14 protein-coding genes are annotated in these 18,055 nt (G+C 42.7%); 13 read left to right on the top strand and 1 reads right to left on the bottom strand.

Annotated features, from left to right (window positions below; genetic code table 11):
* Positions 1 to 22: 22 nt before the first annotated feature.
* From bamA to tilS, 9 genes are all read left to right on the top strand, one after another.
* On the top strand, positions 23 to 2,506 hold the full coding sequence (bamA, locus tag H5114_RS00375) for an outer membrane protein assembly factor BamA (RefSeq protein WP_124016993.1): 2,484 nt from the start codon (positions 23 to 25) through the stop codon (positions 2,504 to 2,506).
* Positions 2,507 to 2,571: 65 nt separating this feature from the next.
* Positions 2,572 to 3,069 carry an OmpH family outer membrane protein gene (locus H5114_RS00370; RefSeq protein WP_124017027.1) on the top strand — a complete coding sequence of 166 codons (498 nt, stop codon included), beginning with the start codon at positions 2,572 to 2,574 and terminating at the stop codon, positions 3,067 to 3,069.
* Positions 3,070 to 3,074: 5 nt separating this feature from the next.
* Positions 3,075 to 4,100 carry a UDP-3-O-(3-hydroxymyristoyl)glucosamine N-acyltransferase gene (gene lpxD, locus H5114_RS00365; protein WP_124016994.1) on the top strand — a complete coding sequence of 342 codons (1,026 nt, stop codon included), beginning with the start codon at positions 3,075 to 3,077 and terminating at the stop codon, positions 4,098 to 4,100.
* A 31-nt stretch (positions 4,101 to 4,131) separates the two neighbouring features.
* The gene (gene fabZ / locus H5114_RS00360; RefSeq protein ID WP_124016995.1) at positions 4,132 to 4,593 is read left to right on the top strand and encodes a 3-hydroxyacyl-ACP dehydratase FabZ; all 462 of its coding nucleotides are present in this window, start codon (positions 4,132 to 4,134) and stop codon (positions 4,591 to 4,593) included.
* Entirely contained in the window at positions 4,590 to 5,360 is a 771-nt protein-coding gene (lpxA, locus tag H5114_RS00355; protein ID WP_124016996.1) for an acyl-ACP--UDP-N-acetylglucosamine O-acyltransferase, read from the top strand. The genes fabZ and lpxA overlap by 4 nt, the downstream gene beginning before the upstream one ends.
* 9 nt (positions 5,361 to 5,369) lie before the next feature.
* A complete protein-coding gene (gene lpxB / locus H5114_RS00350) occupies positions 5,370 to 6,518 on the top strand; it encodes a lipid-A-disaccharide synthase (RefSeq protein ID WP_182721920.1) in 1,149 nt (382 codons plus the stop codon).
* Between the two features lie 18 nt (positions 6,519 to 6,536).
* Complete coding sequence (rnhB, locus tag H5114_RS00345; protein ID WP_182721919.1) at positions 6,537 to 7,184, top strand: ribonuclease HII; 648 nt, start codon at positions 6,537 to 6,539, stop codon at positions 7,182 to 7,184.
* 109 nt (positions 7,185 to 7,293) lie between these two features.
* Positions 7,294 to 10,767, top strand: a complete 3,474-nt coding sequence (dnaE, locus tag H5114_RS00340) for a DNA polymerase III subunit alpha (RefSeq protein ID WP_124016998.1) — start codon at positions 7,294 to 7,296, stop codon at positions 10,765 to 10,767.
* Positions 10,768 to 10,776: 9 nt separating this feature from the next.
* Positions 10,777 to 12,228, top strand: a complete 1,452-nt coding sequence (tilS, locus tag H5114_RS00335) for a tRNA lysidine(34) synthetase TilS (protein WP_182721918.1) — start codon at positions 10,777 to 10,779, stop codon at positions 12,226 to 12,228.
* Between the two features lie 2 nt (positions 12,229 to 12,230).
* Here the strand turns inward: tilS and H5114_RS00330 are convergent, their stop codons facing one another.
* A complete protein-coding gene (locus tag H5114_RS00330) occupies positions 12,231 to 12,572 on the bottom strand; it encodes a hypothetical protein (protein ID WP_124017000.1) in 342 nt (113 codons plus the stop codon).
* 330 nt (positions 12,573 to 12,902) lie between these two features.
* On the opposite strand from H5114_RS00330, the gene H5114_RS00325 reads away from it, so the two are divergent.
* From H5114_RS00325 to H5114_RS00310, 4 genes are all read left to right on the top strand, one after another.
* Positions 12,903 to 14,519, top strand: a complete 1,617-nt coding sequence (locus H5114_RS00325; protein ID WP_259395199.1) for a M28 family metallopeptidase — start codon at positions 12,903 to 12,905, stop codon at positions 14,517 to 14,519.
* Positions 14,520 to 15,479: 960 nt separating this feature from the next.
* Positions 15,480 to 15,998 carry a V3/V1b-type arginine vasotocin receptor gene (locus H5114_RS00320; protein ID WP_182721916.1) on the top strand — a complete coding sequence of 173 codons (519 nt, stop codon included), beginning with the start codon at positions 15,480 to 15,482 and terminating at the stop codon, positions 15,996 to 15,998.
* Positions 15,999 to 16,239: 241 nt separating this feature from the next.
* Positions 16,240 to 17,130 (top strand): hypothetical protein, encoded by an 891-nt coding sequence (locus H5114_RS00315; protein ID WP_182721915.1) that lies wholly within the window; start codon positions 16,240 to 16,242, stop codon positions 17,128 to 17,130.
* 687 nt (positions 17,131 to 17,817) lie between these two features.
* Complete coding sequence (locus H5114_RS00310; RefSeq protein ID WP_182721914.1) at positions 17,818 to 17,964, top strand: hypothetical protein; 147 nt, start codon at positions 17,818 to 17,820, stop codon at positions 17,962 to 17,964.
* The last annotated feature ends 91 nt before the right edge of the window (positions 17,965 to 18,055 follow it).

The raw sequence follows: 18,055 nt of genomic DNA, 5'->3' as shown, positions 1-18,055 counted from the left end.
GACTAATAATTAGAAGTGCTCTATGAGATTTAATAAAATTTTTGCCTCGATGTTATTCGTCGGCGCGTCTTTTTCAGGGAATGGTTGGGCAGAGTCTTTCCAACCTTTTGAAGTGACCGACATCCAAGTAGAAGGTTTGCAACGAGTTGCTCTCGGTGCAGCACTATTGAGTTTACCTGTGAAAGTAGGTGACACGGTAGATGAAGTTAAATTACAGCAAGCGATTAAGAGCCTATACGGTTCAACCAATTTTGAAAACATCAGTGTCAGTCACGAAGACGGTATACTTTTTGTAACGGTTAAAGAGCGTCCAACTATCAGTATTATCTCGTTTGAAGGTAATAAAGATATTAAAGACGAACAGTTACAAGAAAGTCTTGACGGTTCTGGTGTTAAAGCGGGCGAGTCACTTGATAGAACCATGTTGACAGGCATTGAAAAAGGCCTGCAAGATTTCTATTACGGTGTGGGTAAGTATGGGGCTAAAGTTGAAGCGCAAATCATCAACTTACCGCGTAACCGTGTTGAGCTTAAGTTTAAATTTACCGAAGGGTTAGCGGCTGAAATCCGTCAAATCAACGTGGTAGGTAATACTGTGTTCTCAGATTCTGAGATCATCAGTATGCTGGAACTCAAAGATTATGTGGCTTGGTGGGATTTGTTTGGTGAGCGTCGCTACCAAAAGCAAAAGCTGCAAGCCGACTTAGAAACCATCAAAACCTATTACCATAACCAAGGTTATATTCGTTTTGAAGTCACCTCAACACAAGTGGCGATGACACCGGACCGTAAAGGTTTGTACATCACTATCAATGTTAATGAAGGTGAAAAGTATAAAGTAAAAGAAGTTAACTTAATTGGTGACCTTATGGGCCGCGAAGAGTTAATGAAATCTATTTTACCTATCAAAGCGGGTAATATGTACAACGGTGCCGATGTCACATTCACCGAAGAAATGTACAGTAAATACCTAGGCCGTTTCGGTTATGCTTATCCGGAAGTAAAAACTTACCCTGAAATTAATGATGACACCAAAGAAGTGGTGCTAAACATTAATGTTAAACCGGGTAAACGCGTCTATGTTCGCTCAATTAACTTCACCGGTAACACGGTTACCAAAGATGAAGTTATGCGTCGTGAACTTCGTCAAATGGAAGGGGCATGGTTAAACTCAGCCCAAATTGAGCAGTCTAAACTTCGCCTTAACCGTTTAGGTTATTTTGAAACGGTTGACGCAGAAACGATTCAAGTGCCGGGCAGTGACGATTTAGTTGATGTTGCAGTAACTGTGAAAGAACAGCCGTCGGGTTCGTTTAACGCAGGTGTCGGTTATGGTACTGAATCTGGCGTGAGTTTGCAGTTTGGCGTTGAGCAAAACAACTTCCTTGGCACCGGTAACCAAGCGGGTATTAGTATTAACACTAATAAATATTCCCGTAGCGCTAACTTGTCTTTCACTGACCCTTATTTCACCAAAGATGGTGTTAGTTTAGGTGGTAGCGTTTACTGGAACGAGTTTGATGCTAACCAGGCTAACCTTGAACGCTATAAGAATAAATCTTATGGTGTGGCGTTAAACTCAGGCTTCCCGATCAACGAATATAACCGTTTGAACGGTGGTATTGGTTATCGTCATAATACCATTTCAGAAATCTCTGCTTATGAACAAGCATTGCGTTTCTACAATGTGTATCGTGAAACGGACGATCCAAATTCAGACTTAAGTTTTGATAACTTTGAATTGAATGCTGGTTGGTACCGCAGCACACTTAACCGTGGTACGTTCCCTACAGATGGTTCATCGCAACGTTTAAGCGGTAAAATGACGGTTCCGGGTTCTGACTTGCAGTACTTTAAAACGGATTTTGATACCAATTTCTACTTCCCGCTGACACCTCAGCATGGGTTTGTATTATTGGCTCGCGCCCGTTTAGGTTACTCAAACGGTTATGGTCAATATAACGACAATGACCAAATCTTACCGTTCTGGGAAAACTACTATTCAGGTGGTAGCAGTTCGTTACGTGGCTTCAAGTCAAATTCAGTCGGTCCACGCTCGTTCTATTTATACCGTGGTAGTGAGCAATGTGCGCCTGATGTTTCTGGTGATGGTTGTAGCTTACCTGGTGACCCAAATACGATTCAGGTCAGTTCAGGTCGCTCAATTGGTGGTAATGCTATTGCAACCGCAAGCTTTGAAATGATCGTTCCAACGCCATTCCTTGATGAAGCTTACACCAACTCAGTGCGGACCAGTTTCTTCGTGGATGCCGGTAACGTATGGGATACAGAGTTTGATTATGAATCTTATCGAAATCTGCCTGCGGATCAGTTCTCTAAGTTAGAAGATTACAGTGATCCAGCTCGTTTACGTGCCTCATGGGGTATGAGCGTTCAGTGGCTATCGCCAATGGGTCCTATGGTATTCAGTTTAGCTTGGCCGCTGAAAGAATACGCAGATGATGAGACAGAGATTTTCTCGTTCAATATTGGCAAAACGTTCTAAAACAAATACACTCGGCAAGTTTTGCTGACAACAACAAGTTCAACAAGGAGTCTACTTTGAAAAAGATGGTAAATCGCGCATTAATTACATTGGCATTGTTTGCTACCCCTATGCTAGTTCAAGCAGAAAAGCTTGCTGTAGTCGATATGGGTCAAGTGTTCGAGCAGTTGCCACAGCGCGAACAAATTTCTAAATCGTTAAAAGCTGAGTTTGGTGATCGTGTTGCTGAAGTCCAAAAAATGCAAGAAGACATGCGTTCTATGGTTGAAAAGCAACAACGTGATGGCGCGTTAATGAGCGACACACAAAAAACTGAATTAGTCCGTAAAATGGAATCATTGAAATCTGAATTCCAACTGAAAGGCAAAGCTTTAGACGAAGACATGCGTCGCCGTCAAGGTGAAGAGCAGAACAAGCTATTAGTTCAAGTTCAAAAAGCAATTAATACCATTGCTGGTAAAGAAAACTACGACATGGTTCTTCAACGTGGCGCGGTAATTTTTGTTAAGCCAGAAGCTGATATCAGCAGCAAAGTGGTAGAAGCCTTAAGCAAAGGCAAATAATAAGTATGCAAAAAGTGACTTTAAAAGAGCTTAGCCAATTATTGGGTGCAACAGTCAAAGGTGACGATACGCTGGAAATTACCAGTGTGGCTACTCTTGAACATGCAGTCCAAGGCCAACTCTCTTTTTTAGCCAATAGTAAATACCGTGCAATGCTTGAGGCAACTCAAGCTAGCGCGGTTTTACTTAGCGAAAAAGAAGCAAGCAATTATCAAGGTAATGCCCTAATTGTCAGTGACCCTTATGTTGGGTTCGCTCGCGTGGCGCAATTACTTGATACCACACCAAAAGAGAGCCTTGGTATCCATCCTTCAGCCCAAATAGAAGCCTCAGCCATTATTGGTGACGGTGTTGCTATTGGCGCAAATGCGGTGATTGGTGCCAATGTTATTTTAGGTGAAAATGTTCAGATTGGTCCAGGTTGTGTGATCGGTGAAACCAGTATTATTGGTTCAGATACACGTCTTTGGGCGAATGTAACGATTTATCATGATGTGCATATTGGTCACCACTGTATCGTTCATTCAGGCTCTGTTATTGGTTCTGATGGTTTTGGTTATGCCAATGAACGTGGTAATTGGATTAAAATCCCTCAAACAGGTGGTGTACGTATTGGCAATCATGTGGAAATTGGCGCATGTACCAGTATTGACCGTGGCGCGCTGTCGCATACCGAGATTCATGATGGTGTGATTATCGACAATCAAGTTCAAATTGCCCATAATGTTGTTATTGGACAAAATACCGCGATGGCGGGTGGTTCCATCATTGCAGGTAGTTCTACTATCGGTAAATACTGCATTATTGGTGGTGGTAGTGCTGTTGCAGGACACCTTAGTATTGTGGATGGTGTCCATGTCTCTGGCGGTACCAATATAACGAGTATTATTCGCGAGAAAGGCGTGTATTCATCTGCTACAGTTGCCATGGAAAACAAACTTTGGCGTCGAAATACTGTGCGTTTCCGCCAACTAGATGATTTATTTAGTCGAGTGAAAAATCTCGAGAAAAGTGCTAAGGGCACAGAATAATTGTAATTCTGCCTTATTAAAGGAATGTAGTGTGTCAAACCAATTAAACACCATGGATATTCAAGAGATACTTAAATATCTACCCCATAGATATCCATTTTTGTTAATCGATCGTGTATTAGACTTTACTGTAGGTGAGCAATTACATGCGATTAAAAATGTCACTATTAATGAACCATTTTTTCAGGGACATTTTCCAATACAACCTGTGATGCCAGGTGTACTAATTTTAGAAGCTATGGCACAAGCCACAGGCTTGCTTGCATTTAAAACCATGAGTACAGAGCCGTCTCCTGACGTATTGTATTATTTCGCCGGTATTGATAAAGCGCGTTTTAGACGTGTAGTTGTACCAGGCGATCAAATACATTTTCACGTTAAAATGATTAAAGAGCGTCGTGGCATTGGTGTGTTTATTGGTGAAGCCCTGGTTGATGGCGAACTGGTTTGTTCCGCTGAAATCATGTGTGCACGTAGAGAGATTGAAAAGTGATAGATAAATTAGCATTTGTTCACCCAACAGCCAAAATTGGCCATAATGTCACTATTGGTCCTTGGACTTATATCGGTGAAAATGTTGAAATTGGCGACGACACATGGATAAGCTCGCATGTTGTGGTTAAAGGTCCAACGGTTATTGGTAAAGGTAACCGTATTTTTCAATTCTCTTCAGTCGGTGAAGAGTGCCAAGATAAAAAGTATGCCGGTGAGCAAACTCGGTTAATTATTGGTGACAATAATATTATCCGTGAGTCAGTCACTATTCACCGAGGCACTACCCAAGATCATGGTGAAACACGCATAGGTTCAAATAATCTATTTATGGCTTATGTTCACATCGCCCATGACTGTGTTGTAGGTAATAACGTCATTATGGCTAACAATGCATCTATCGCTGGCCATGTGCATGTTGGTGATTGGGTTATTTTAGGTGGCATGACAGGTGTACATCAGTTTGTTCATATTGGTGACCATGCATTCACTGCTGGTGCTTCGCTGATTTTAAAAGATGTACCTCCATTTGTGATGGCTTCGGGATCTCCTGCTGCACCACGTGGATTAAATTTAGAAGGTTTAAAACGCCGTGGTTTTACTAAAGAAAGCCAGCGTGCAATCTTGAATGCGTATAAAGCGATATTTCGTAAAAGCTTAACCATTGAAGAAGCCAATGCTGAACTGGCTGAGTCTGCTAAAAATGACGCCAATGTAAAAATGTTAGTAGATTTTGTAAACCACTCTGCTCGTGGCATTATTCGATAGACGGAAACGATGACCAACTCTTCTTCAAAAGTATTTGCCATTGTCGCCGGAGAAATCTCCGGCGATATTTTAGGTGCCGGTTTAGTTCATTCACTCAAACAACGCTACCCTGATGCGCGATTTATCGGTATTGGTGGCCCGCGCATGCAAGCCCTAGGATTTGAAAGTTTATTCTCAATGGAAGAGCTTTCAGTGATGGGGTTAGTTGAGGTGCTTTCGTGTTTACCCCGGCTTATGCATATTCGTTCCAGTTTAGTGAAACAGATTACTGAATTAGCTCCAGATTGCTTTATCGGTATTGATGCACCTGACTTTAACATTGGCTTAGAGCTTAAGTTAAAAGCTAAAGGAATAAAAACGGTCCATTATGTTAGCCCGTCGGTCTGGGCTTGGCGTCCAAAGCGTATTTTCAAAATTGCCAAAGCCACTAATATGGTGTTGTCGTTACTGCCATTTGAGAAAGCCTTTTACGACCAGTATCAAGTACCCTGTACCTTTGTCGGTCATACACTTGCTGATGACATACCTATGTACAGCGACAAGCAGGCAGCGCGTCAATTATTAGGATTAGATGCCGATGCTGAATACTTGGCGGTATTACCAGGGTCTCGTGGCGGTGAGTTAAAGCAATTAGCTGAACCTTTTATCAAAGCAGCCCAGTTGGTTAAACAAGCTTATCCGGACATTAAATTTGTCACGCCAGTGGTTAATGATGCTCGTCGGCAACAATTTCTAACTGCGCTGGAGGAGTTTGCGCCCGATTTAGAGGTCACTCTTATCGAAGGTCAATCTCGTGAGGTGATGGCTGCTGCTGATTGTATTTTGTTAGCGTCAGGCACTGCAACTTTAGAGGCAATGCTGGTAAAACGCCCAATGGTGGTGTCTTATCGTGTTAGCCCTATTACTTACGCCATTGCGATTCGTATGATGAAAATCAACAACTATTCGTTGCCTAATCTGTTAGCAAACGAGACCATAGTGCCTGAGCTCATGCAAGCAAATTGCCAGCCTCAGTTAATTGCAGACGCGGTAATTAACCAACTCAATCAAGATTTTGCACCGCTAAATGCCCGTTTTGAGCAATTACATGGTTTACTTAAATGTAACGCCAGCGAACGAGCTGCAGATGCTGTAGTGGCATTGTTACATGCGTCTTAGGTTTACAGGATAAAACAGATGACATCTCTTGATTCTCTTCCTGTGGTGATTAAAAATATTACCCCAGAACACGTCGCCATGATTTCACAAGGTGTGGTTGCCGGTGTTGATGAAGTCGGCCGTGGTCCATTGATTGGTGATGTGGTCACCGCCGCGGTGATCTTAGATCCGAGTAAACCAATTGTTGGCCTTAATGATTCTAAGAAACTCAGTGAGAAGCGCCGTAACGCTTTATATCAACAGATTATGGGTAACGCGTTAAGTGTCAGTATTGGCCGTGCCAGTCCACTTGAAATCGATGAGCTTAATATTTTGCATGCCACTATGCTGGCGATGCAACGCGCTGTGGCAGGTTTGGCCATTTTACCTGAGCGAGTATTAGTTGATGGTAATCGTGTGCCTCATTTTGGTATTGCCAGCCATGCTATCATCAAAGGTGATGGGCTCGTTGCCGCCATCAGCGCAGCATCTATTATTGCTAAAGTGACTCGTGATGCCGAGATGGATGCCTTAGACATCCAGTATCCCCAGTATGGCTTTGCTAAGCACAAAGGTTACCCAACCAAAGCACATTTTGAAGCCCTGGCATTATATGGCGTGTTACCTGAACATCGTAAAAGTTTTAAACCTGTTGCTGAGCGTATTTTACTTCAGGATCCATTGTGATAATCACCAAACTAAGTGAGTTTATCATTGGATAAAATCACTTAGTTTGGTAGTCTAAATTCCGCATTTTCGTGTTGTTTCATTCATCTTTTTCGAAGAAAAATAATCTATGTCCGATCCTCGTTTTGTTCATTTGCGCGTCCACAGTGATTATTCAATGTCAGATGGCGTTGCCAAAGTTAAACCTATTATTGCTGCTGCTGAAAGTCAGGGCATGGCAGCTATAGCGTTAACTGATCAAAACAACTTTTGTGGTTTGGTCAAGTTTTACGGTGCCTGTCATGGCGTCGGGATTAAACCTATTATTGGTGCCGATTTTTGGGTACAAACGCCTGGTTTTGAAAAAGAGTTTTGTGCGTTAACCATTATTGCGATGAACAATGACGGTTATCAAAATCTGACCCAATTAATCAGCGAAGCTTATCTTCGCGGGCATATCGATAACCGCGTAGTGATTGATCAAGACTGGCTGATCAAATATAACAGCGGCTTGATCATTCTTTCTGGCGCCAAAGACGGTGATGTGGGCAAAGCCTTATTAAAGGGCAATCAAAATCAAGTTGAGTCACTGATTGCTTTTTATCAACAACACTTTGAAGATCGCTATTACCTCGAACTTATTCGCACCGGCCGGGCACACGAAGAACGCTATTTACACATGGCGGTTGAGCTTGCGTCAATTAAAGGTTTACCCGTTGTGGCCACTAACCAAGTGGTATTTTTAAAGCAAGACGATTTTGAAGCTCATGAGATCCGTGTTGCGATCCATGATGGTTATACTTTAGTTGACCCACGTCGCCCTAAAACCTACAGCGATCAACAATATCTGCGCACCGAAGATGAAATGCTTGCGCTGTTTAGTGATATTCCGTCGGCGATTCAAAACAGTGTTGAAATTGCTAAACGTTGTAATGTCACCATCCGCTTGCATGAATACTTTTTACCTAATTTCCCCACCGGTGATTTATCGATTGAAGACTTCTTAGTCGCGGCCTCCGAAAAAGGCCTCGAAGAGCGTCTGGCGTTTTTATTCCCCGACCCACAAGTTCGTATCGAAAAGCGTGGCGAGTATGACGAACGCCTTGCGATTGAGCTGAAAGTCATTAACCAGATGGGGTTTCCTGGCTACTTCCTTATCGTAATGGAGTTTATCCAATGGGGTAAAGATAACGGTATTCCGGTTGGCCCAGGTCGTGGTTCAGGTGCCGGTTCATTAGTGGCATACGCACTTAAAATTACCGACTTAGATCCACTCGAGTACGACTTACTGTTCGAACGTTTCTTGAACCCTGAACGCGTATCCATGCCCGATTTCGACGTCGACTTTTGCATGGACCGACGCGATGAGGTCATTGATCACGTAGCAGAGCTGTACGGCCGAGAAGCGGTATCGCAAATTATTACCTTTGGCACCATGGCGGCTAAAGCGGTTGTGCGCGACGTTGGCCGTGTTTTAGGTCATCCATACGGCTTTGTTGAACGTCTCACTAAAATGATCCCAGCAGAGCCTGGAATGACGTTAGCTAAAGCGTTTGAAGTTGAGCCATCGCTACCAGAAGCCTATGACAGCGACGAAGATGTTAAAGAGCTCATCGACATGTGTCGGCGCCTAGAAGGTGTGACGCGTAACGCGGGTAAACATGCCGGTGGTGTGGTTATTGCGCCCACTCGGATTACCGATTTCGCGCCACTGTATTGCGATGCAGAAGGTCTAAACCCGGTTACGCAATTTGATAAAAACGATGTTGAAACCGCGGGTTTAGTTAAGTTCGACTTCTTGGGTTTACGTACCTTAACCATCATTGATTGGGCATTGCAGATGATTAATCCGCGCCTAGCCAAAGAAGGTAAAGAGCCGGTACTGATTGAAGCCATTCCACTTGCCGATCCTGCTTGCTTTAGATTACTGCAACGGTATGAGACCACTGCGGTATTCCAGCTCGAATCTCGCGGCATGAAAGATTTGATCAAACGTCTGCAACCAGACTGTTTTGAAGACATGATTGCGCTTGTAGCGTTATTCCGCCCAGGTCCTTTGCAATCAGGCATGGTGGATAACTTTATTGAACGTAAGCATGGGCGTGAAGAAGTCTCATACCCAGATGCCGAATATCAGCATGAATCGTTAAAAGAATTATTGTCACCAACTTACGGCATTATCTTGTATCAAGAGCAGGTGATGCAGATTGCGCAAGTATTGTCGGGTTATACCCTAGGTGGTGCGGATATGCTCCGTCGTGCCATGGGTAAGAAAAAACCCGAAGAAATGGCCAAGCAGCGCGGCACGTTTAAAGAAGGGGCGATTAACAACGGTATCGATGGCGATTTGTCGATGAAGATCTTTGACTTGGTGGAAAAGTTTGCCGGTTACGGGTTTAACAAATCTCACTCAGCCGCTTATGCACTCGTCTCGTACCAAACCCTGTGGTTAAAAACCCATTTTCCGGCGCAGTTTATGGCGGCGGTAATGTCTGCCGACATGGACAACACTGATAAAATTGTCACCTTAGTGGATGAATGTGAGCGCATGGGCTTACCGTTAATTCCGCCCGATGTGAACAAAGGCCAATTTAAATTTACCGTCGATGACGACTTAAATATTGTTTACGGTATCGGCGCGATTAAAGGCGTAGGTGAAGGTCCGGTTGAGTCCATTTTAGAGGCCCGAAAAGACGGCCCATTTATCGACTTATTTGATTTCTGTGCCCGTGTTGATTTGAAAAAACTCAACAAACGAGTGATTGAAAAACTGATCCTTGCGGGTGCACTAGATACCTTAGGCCCGCATCGCGCATCAATGATGGCAACTTTGCCAGAGGCTATTAGTGCTGCCGCGCAACATGCTAAAGCCGAAGCCATTGGCCAGCATGATATGTTTGGTTTACTCAACTCTGAGCCAGAAGACAGTAAGCAAAACTTTGTTCAGTGTACCCCTTGGCCAGACAAAATTTGGCTTGAAGGGGAGCGTGAAACATTAGGTTTGTATCTAACGGGCCACCCGATTAACCAGTATTTAAAAGAGTTGAAGCAATACACTAACGGTCGCTTAAAAGACATTCACCCAACAGAACGTGGTAAAACCGTTAAAGTTGCTGGTCTAGTGGTCGCTACGCGGGTAATGATCACCAAGCGTGGCTCTAAAATGGGCCTAGTCACCTTAGATGACAAAAGTGCCCGTTTAGAAGTCATGCTGTTTACCGAACCGTTTGAAAAGTTTGGCCACATGCTTGAAAAAGATCGTATTTTAATTTGCGAAGGTGATGTCAGTTTTGATGATTTCTCTGGTGGTAACCGGATGAACGCCCGTAATATTATCGAAATTGGTGAAGCTCGTAGTCATTTTGCTAAAGCGGTTGCAATAAATGTTCATGGCAACGATGTTACCCAAGCATGGCTGGAAACCTTTGAACAAACCTTAACCCCTTGGCGAAATGGTGTGGTTCCGGTGACCATTAATTATGCACAAGACCATGCTAGCGGTAAAATTACTTTAGGTGATGAATGGCGAGTTAATCCCAGTGATGAGTTGATGTTAGCACTCGAAAGTATGCTCGGGTCAACCAATGTTAAAATTGTTTTCTAGGTACATACCATGACAGTGAAACACTCGACTTTAGCTCAACTCAGCGGCCAACAATTGCTTAGTTTGCTTGAACAAGCGGTAATGCCACTTTATCAACAGACGAGTTTGCAACATGAGCGCACACCTAAGTTAGTGCTGGCTTACAGTGGTGGAGTTGATTCTGAAGTATTAGCTTATGGTTTGAGTGCGTTCGCCCAAAAATACCCACATATTGCGTGTTTACTTATCCATGTTCATCATGGGCTCAGTCCCAATGCCGACACTTGGGTGCAACACTGTATAACGCGCGCGGGTTATTACCAATTACCCGTGCAAATTGAGCGCGTTAATGTTGACAAAGGTCCAAGGCAAAGCCTTGAGGCACAAGCGCGTGACGCCCGTTATCAAGCGTTTGACCGCTACCTTAATCCGGGGGATATCTTACTCACTGCCCATCACCAGGATGATCAACTTGAAACGTTATTGCTGGCATTAAAGCGTGGCCAAGGGCCTAAAGGGCTTGGTGCGATGGGCGCCATACAAGCTTATCATCACGCTTGGTTGGTTAGGCCACTATTAGATGTCAGCCGAGAGCAAATAGAGCAATTTGCACTGCAACAGCGTTTAACTCATATTGAAGATGAAAGTAATCAAGACGACAGTTATGATCGTAACTTTCTGCGTTTAGATATTATTCCCCGCTTAAAACAACGCTGGCCAAGTATCGCAGTAACAGCCGCCAGAAGTGCGGCATTGTGTACTCAGCAACAAGACGTTATTGATGACGAAGTCAGTCATCGCTTACCTCAATGGCTAATATTAGCCAATGATGACAATGCATCAATAACCGAATCAAGCGGATTTAAGCTTAGCGGTTTTGGTCAATTAAGTGCCGCTTGGCAAGCATTACTATTTCGCGGATATTTAAGCCATTGTGGCGTTAGTTTACCTTCGCAAGCGCAATTACAGCAGATACTGTCACAACTGCTGGCTGCTAAAGATGATGCTAATATGGCGATCCAATGGGGTGGCTACCAAGTAAAACGCTATGCAGGGGTGGCCTATGTACTGAGCAATAGTGATCTTAACACGCCCGATCCGCTCTCATTAACCGCTGATTTTATTCGTCTATTAAAGGGTGATATTACCGAGTTGCAGATAGATATCGGCCAGCATCAATGCCTTTTAAGCCAACAACTATCTGCTGATAAGCCTCTATTAGCGTTAGCGCCAACTAACAGTAAAGTGACGATTCGCTATGGCGCAGCAGGCTCTATTAAGTGCCAACCACAATTTGCTACCTCACAACGGCCAAAACCGCGTGAGTTAAAAAAACTATGGCAAGAGTGCAATATCCCACCTTGGCGTCGGCAACATATTCCGTTAGTTTTCTATGATGAAGTATTAGTTGCTGCTATCGGCCTATGGGTAGACAAACGCTATTTAGCGCAAACAGGGCACCAAGGCATTAGTTTGCTTTGATGTTAATGCGTTATCGGGTTGCAAATATTGCCCTTTGCCAACATATTTTTGGCGATTGTTTCAATATCTTCGTCTGATTGGGTATGACCATAATTAAATTCGATAGCAAACCATGAGGCGTCAAATTCGGCTTTATTTTTTAATGCAATAGGCAGTATCGAACACAGCTTGTTGACTACCATATCGGTTTGATTTGATTCAAGCAGCTGTAAGGTACTCGCCGACATTTGAATTTCTGCAGCGGCTACGCTTTGACCTCCATAGGCAAAAAATTTAAGTGCAATCATACCCGCGCCAGTTATGCCCAGTGTAAAACTGATTACACCAACGATGATAAATTTCATATATTTCCCTTTATATTTCGGTATTGTCACTATTCACCTCGGGTGTTTTATTAACACAAGCTCATACACGTTAAATCATCAAAATGGCAAACAGACCCTCGATGACATTTTATGTCTCACTATAGAACGCTGCGACATATTATGTCAATAGGTGTTGTTGTATTACAAATGCATGCCGATCATTTTTAGTCAGATAGCTATGCATTTAGTTAGAGGTGGCCGTATGCAAAGCGTCTTAATTATCCCTACCATGTGTTTTTTGTGTAAAGCCAGCTGGGGTTATTTATTAAGCTGCGTTAACGACTTTCGCTTTAGCTGCTTGCTGTTACAATGGTTGCTCTCAATACTCAACAGGGGACCTTGTCCGTGAATACCTTTCGTTTATTAGCTGTGTTTGGTGTGTTGCTTCTGCCAAGTGTCAACGCTACGCCATTTCAATTTGATCAAAAAACCTATCGTCAAGATGTCCAAACCTTAGCCAGTGATGAATTTGAGGGCCGTGGGCCGTTATCTCATGGCGAAAAGCTAACCGTTGAGTATTTAGAAAACGCATACAAAGCAATGGGACTCGCTCCAGGTTTCGGTGACAGTTATCGTCAAGCTGTGCCGATGGCTAAGATTACCGCGGATCAAAGCATGCAACTCACTATTGGCGATTTAGTGTTTAATAATGGCACTGATTTTACTGCACGTACTGAGCAAGTTCTACCTCAAGTGAGTGTAGATAACAGCGATATAGTGTTTGTTGGCTATGGTATTAATGCGCCGGAATATCAGTGGAATGACTATGCCAACATTGATGTTAAAGGCAAAACCGTCATTGTATTAGTTAATGATCCAGGCTTTGCCACTCAAGATCCCGCTATCTTTAAAGGCAATGCCATGACCTATTATGGCCGTTGGACCTACAAGTACGAAGAAGCAGCCAGGCAGGGCGCCAAAGCGGTGTTTATTGTCCATGAAACTGCACCTGCAGCCTACGGCTGGAATGTGGTAGAAAACAGCAACACCAATACTAAATACACCTTAGTTGATGATCACAAAAACCAATCACATATTGGTGTCATGGGCTGGGTGCAACATCAAACCGCGCAAAAGGTGTTTCAAGCAGCAGGCCTAGACTTTGATAAAGTGAAACTCAGTGCAGCAAAAGCGGGTTTTAAATCTATACCACTTAAACTCAAAGCCAATTTAGCAGTAAAAAATACCATCGAATTAGCCACATCTTATAACGTAGCAGGACTCATACCAGGCACTAGCCAAGCCGATGAGTGGGTAGTCATGCATGCCCACTGGGATCACTTAGGTAAAACCGTGCAAGACGGTAAAACGGTAATTTTAAACGGTGCCGTCGACAATGCCTCTGGGGTTGCAGGCGTATTGCAACTTGCGCGTCATTTTAAACAGCAAAACAAAGCACCTAAACGCTCTATTTTATTTACTGCATTCACCGCAGAAGAAACTGGCCTTATTGGCGCGCAATACTTTGCCGCGAATCCTCCTGTACCGACTAAACAACTGGTATCGTTTTTAAACATAGACGGCATGAACGTAGGTAAAGGGGTTAATTACATCTTGCGTTACGGCCAAGGTGTATCACAACTTGAAACCTATTTAGATGATGCCGCCAAAGCACAAGGCCGCACTGTAAAGGCTGATCCTCGCCCACAAAATGGTTTAATGTTCCGTTCAGACCATTTTGCCTTAGCCCAACAAGGCGTCCCCGGTTTAATGTTCATGAGCCTAGGCGACACCGATCCAGACTACATCGCCCATAAGTACCACCAAGGCGCAGACGATTACGATGCCAGCTGGAATTTAGGCGGGGTAGAGCAAGACTTAGCCTTGATCAGCGACATTATTGAAAAGCTCGCCAATAACAACGACTGGCCAAAATGGATCGAAGATTCAGACTTCAAAAAGCGTCGAGCACAAGACGGTAAGTAGTGTTAGCTAGTTGGATAAAGAGAGGAGGCGAAAGCCTCCTTTTTTATTAGTTATGGCCTACGGCCACCAACGTCGTGGCGCTTCACCCACACCAGACCAAGAGGAAACCAAGGGCTGTTCCCTCTTGGAACTCCCAGCCGCCCCGCAACATTTTCAAACAGCGAAAAGGTCGCCATGGGGATTGATCCAGCTTTGGGCTTTATTTGGAATCGGCCTCGGACTTATTCGAAAATGCTAACGCTTCCGATGGTACATCCTGTACCGCGAAAGCTAGCCTGACGTCCTGTCAGGCTCACGCTATTTTCTTCAACGTCCTCAAGTTCAGAGTTGAATCACACCAATTGAAAGCAAGGTATGCAAATCATTTATGCCCCAAAGCTTGTTACGCTTTAATGAGTAAGCTGTCCATTGGCAGGTGATTTTAAGTGTATTTAGCGTGTGCTATCTCATTATTACGATTTAGATGTATTCATTTACTATTGAAAACAGCAAAACTACGTTACTAAATCTGTACTCTCAGAAACATACATGCTGACTTTGTTTGTTGAGAAATATTTACTTGAAGTATTGAGTAGGCTTTTCGATAAAGACCATTATTTACTGGCTAGGTTGTGCTTAACCGAATGAACTGATTTTATATATAGGTTTAAATAGATTTAACTTAATTAAAATCAACTAATTCATGAAGTAAGCCAAAATTTCATTAAGTAAGTCTAAAGTCGTAATATGGATTTATTTTGAAAAGTATAATTGATTGATAATATTGCAAATAAATTTCACCGCTTGTTTTTTTAACGACATTAACGTGCAACCTCGGTTTGTTTTGGGAGGTTGAGAGTGTTTTATCACTTTACATCAAAGACATAGAGAATGTAGGATGATTTAAATCAATAACTTGAACAGCCGACTTATCGGGCGATACGTTCAATAAGCGTTAGCAGTACAGAAAAGGAGTTCAGTTTGAGTTCGATATTAGAGATCATAAATAGCTATACACCATTTGAACAAAGCTTGATTGGTTCAGCTGTATTTTTATTTTCCTCTTGGTTGTTTAGAGTTATTTTTAATAAAGCTAAAAGTAGTGGCAAGGTTTTCTTTAAAGAGTACTCAAAAATTGATGTGGTTAAACATATCCTGCATAAAGAATATATAAATACTAATAACATGCAGCTTTCTACTTTTGGTTCGGCTATTGCTCTACTCCACGCTAGTAGTTGGTTAATCAGAGCTTTATTAATCTTTATATTTTTCTCTGGGTTATTATCAATTTTAAATGGTGACTGGCTGTTTGTTGCTGCATCTTGGTTTTGTTTTAACTGTGTTCTTGAAGCAAATAACTGGGTAAAAGACTCTAGTAGTGAAAGTAGTGTTGCACATGTTCCTGAAGATATTAAAAATGAGCTTTACGATAAGTTTAAGCCGCAACTTAATAATGAAGTGCAAAGTACTGCTCACAAGAAAATCAACAAGGACACGTAACAGTTGGTTACGTTTCGCTTCGCTACACAATTTTAGCCAACCATTACTTAGCCTGTTATTTGGGCGTTGAGGCTGTAGAATTTCTATCTTTTAAGAAAAATAGCCTATTTTATGGGTTCCAAATGCATTACCTAGTGTCTTAAAAGCGCTTAGAATTGATTTCAGGAGCTCGTTTTTTAATTGGATTTGGCTGTTAGAGTTATTCTACAGTCTCGTTAAATGCCCATCATGGAATAAAAGAATGAGTGAAATATCAGAATTACTAAAGGCAATAGCTACTCTTTTATGGCCTATCTTTGCTTTTGTGGTGTTACTGGTATTTAAAAGTCAGTTAGCCGAGGCTATCGGAAGGCTGAAAAAAGGTAAGTTGCTTGGCCAAGAAGTAGAATTAAGTGACTCATTAGCAGATCTTCAACGCTCAGCATCTAAGTTGTCCGAAGAGGTTTCAGAAATCCCCGTAAGTAATACTGATAGTTTCGACGGGAATAACACTGAAAAAGAAGATGAATCAAGTATCAAGGCAATTATTCATGAGGCAGCAAGGTCTCCTAAAGCTGCACTGATATTGCTAGCTACTGACATTGAGAAAGAGGCAAAGCAGACTCTCGCGAGCATTGGAAAACTGGAAGGCAGAAAAAACGTTAATGTTCGTCAAGCAATTGATGAGCTGGATAGTCATTACGGTTTGCCGAAACATATTTCTAACAGTTTGCGTCTTTTTTGGGAAACTAGAAATAAAATAATACATGGTGGTGAAACGGACGAGCGTAATATCTTAAGCGCATTAGATTCAGGGGTTAGTATTCTAAAATCATTGCATGCTCTCCCTAGAGAGACTAACTGGGTTCATCATACAGCTGTTGATATTTATTCAGATCCTAAATGCAGTATTCCAATTGAAAATGGTAAAGGGGTGATTTTAAAGAGTGCATCTTCTAGTGGGGCAAAAATATTCTATCGCATATTTCCAACCACACGCTCACATTTCCAAAAAGGGAAAAAGGTGGCTTGGGAGTGGAGTTTTGATAATACGTGGTCTGATGCATGGTACAAAGACCCGGAAACAAATGAGATAAAGTTGGCTTGGAACAGCTCTGCGGAGTTTATTGGTCGCCATTTAGACGAGGTTTAGCACTTAACAGTATACAAACCCAGCTGCCTAACAAGAGACTATGGCTCAATAACTATGATTAAGCTTTATCACTTGAGGCAGAACATCATTCTTCTGACGATAAATAAAACAACAGTTTGGTGTAACAATCAACTCATTCAATACTCGTACAACCCGCGTATACAGGCGTCTTAGAATTAGGGGGGGGAGGGTTCAAATCTCTACCCCCTTCGTCACATAAAGAAATTAATATTTATAATTACTGATCCTTAACATTGAGGAACTCGTTTAAAGGGTTTAATTAGCCCGTGAGCTTTATTAGTCTCCCAATAACGTTTACTGAACATGTATTTATAGTCATGAATATAACTTCATTTTGGCAGCTAGAGCTAACTCGTTTCTGTCCAAAAACGAGTTGGTCTCAGCTTTCAAATGGTTAAATTCAACTCTGAACTTGAGGCTGTTGATGAAAATAGCGTGAAGCTCACATGGATGTGAGCTTAGCTTTCGAGGGGAAGGGACGCCCCATCGGAAGCGTTAGCATTTTCGGATAAGGCCGAAGCAGGCTATAAATGCAGTTAAACGCTAGATCAATTTCCGTCGCAATTTTTTCGCTGCTGTTGTTTGGTTAAAAAGCGAAAATGTTGCCGGAACGGCAGGGGTGATCCAAGAGGGGATTGCTGTTGATCCCCTTTTGGCCCGTGCAGGGTGGAACCTTGCGATGTTAATCTGGTGTGGGTGAGCGCCACGACGTTAGTGGCCGCAGGTCATAAGTACAAACAACAAAAGAAACAGCTGGATTCCGGCTTAACAGCATTACCGGAACGACGTGAAATAAAGCTGGATCCCAGTTAAACAACACTACCGAGATGACAGTAAATTTGACTCATGCAGGGTGGAACCTTGCGATCTCAATTCAAACGAAGTGTGATAAATCGGGTGTGGG

The sequence above is a fragment of the Shewanella sp. SR43-8 genome (assembly GCF_014163775.1).
GTDB classification, from domain to species: Bacteria; Pseudomonadota; Gammaproteobacteria; order Enterobacterales; family Shewanellaceae; genus Shewanella; species Shewanella vesiculosa.
Note: the sequence above shows the minus strand (reverse complement) of the source record. Positions and strands in the feature narration are given on the sequence as shown.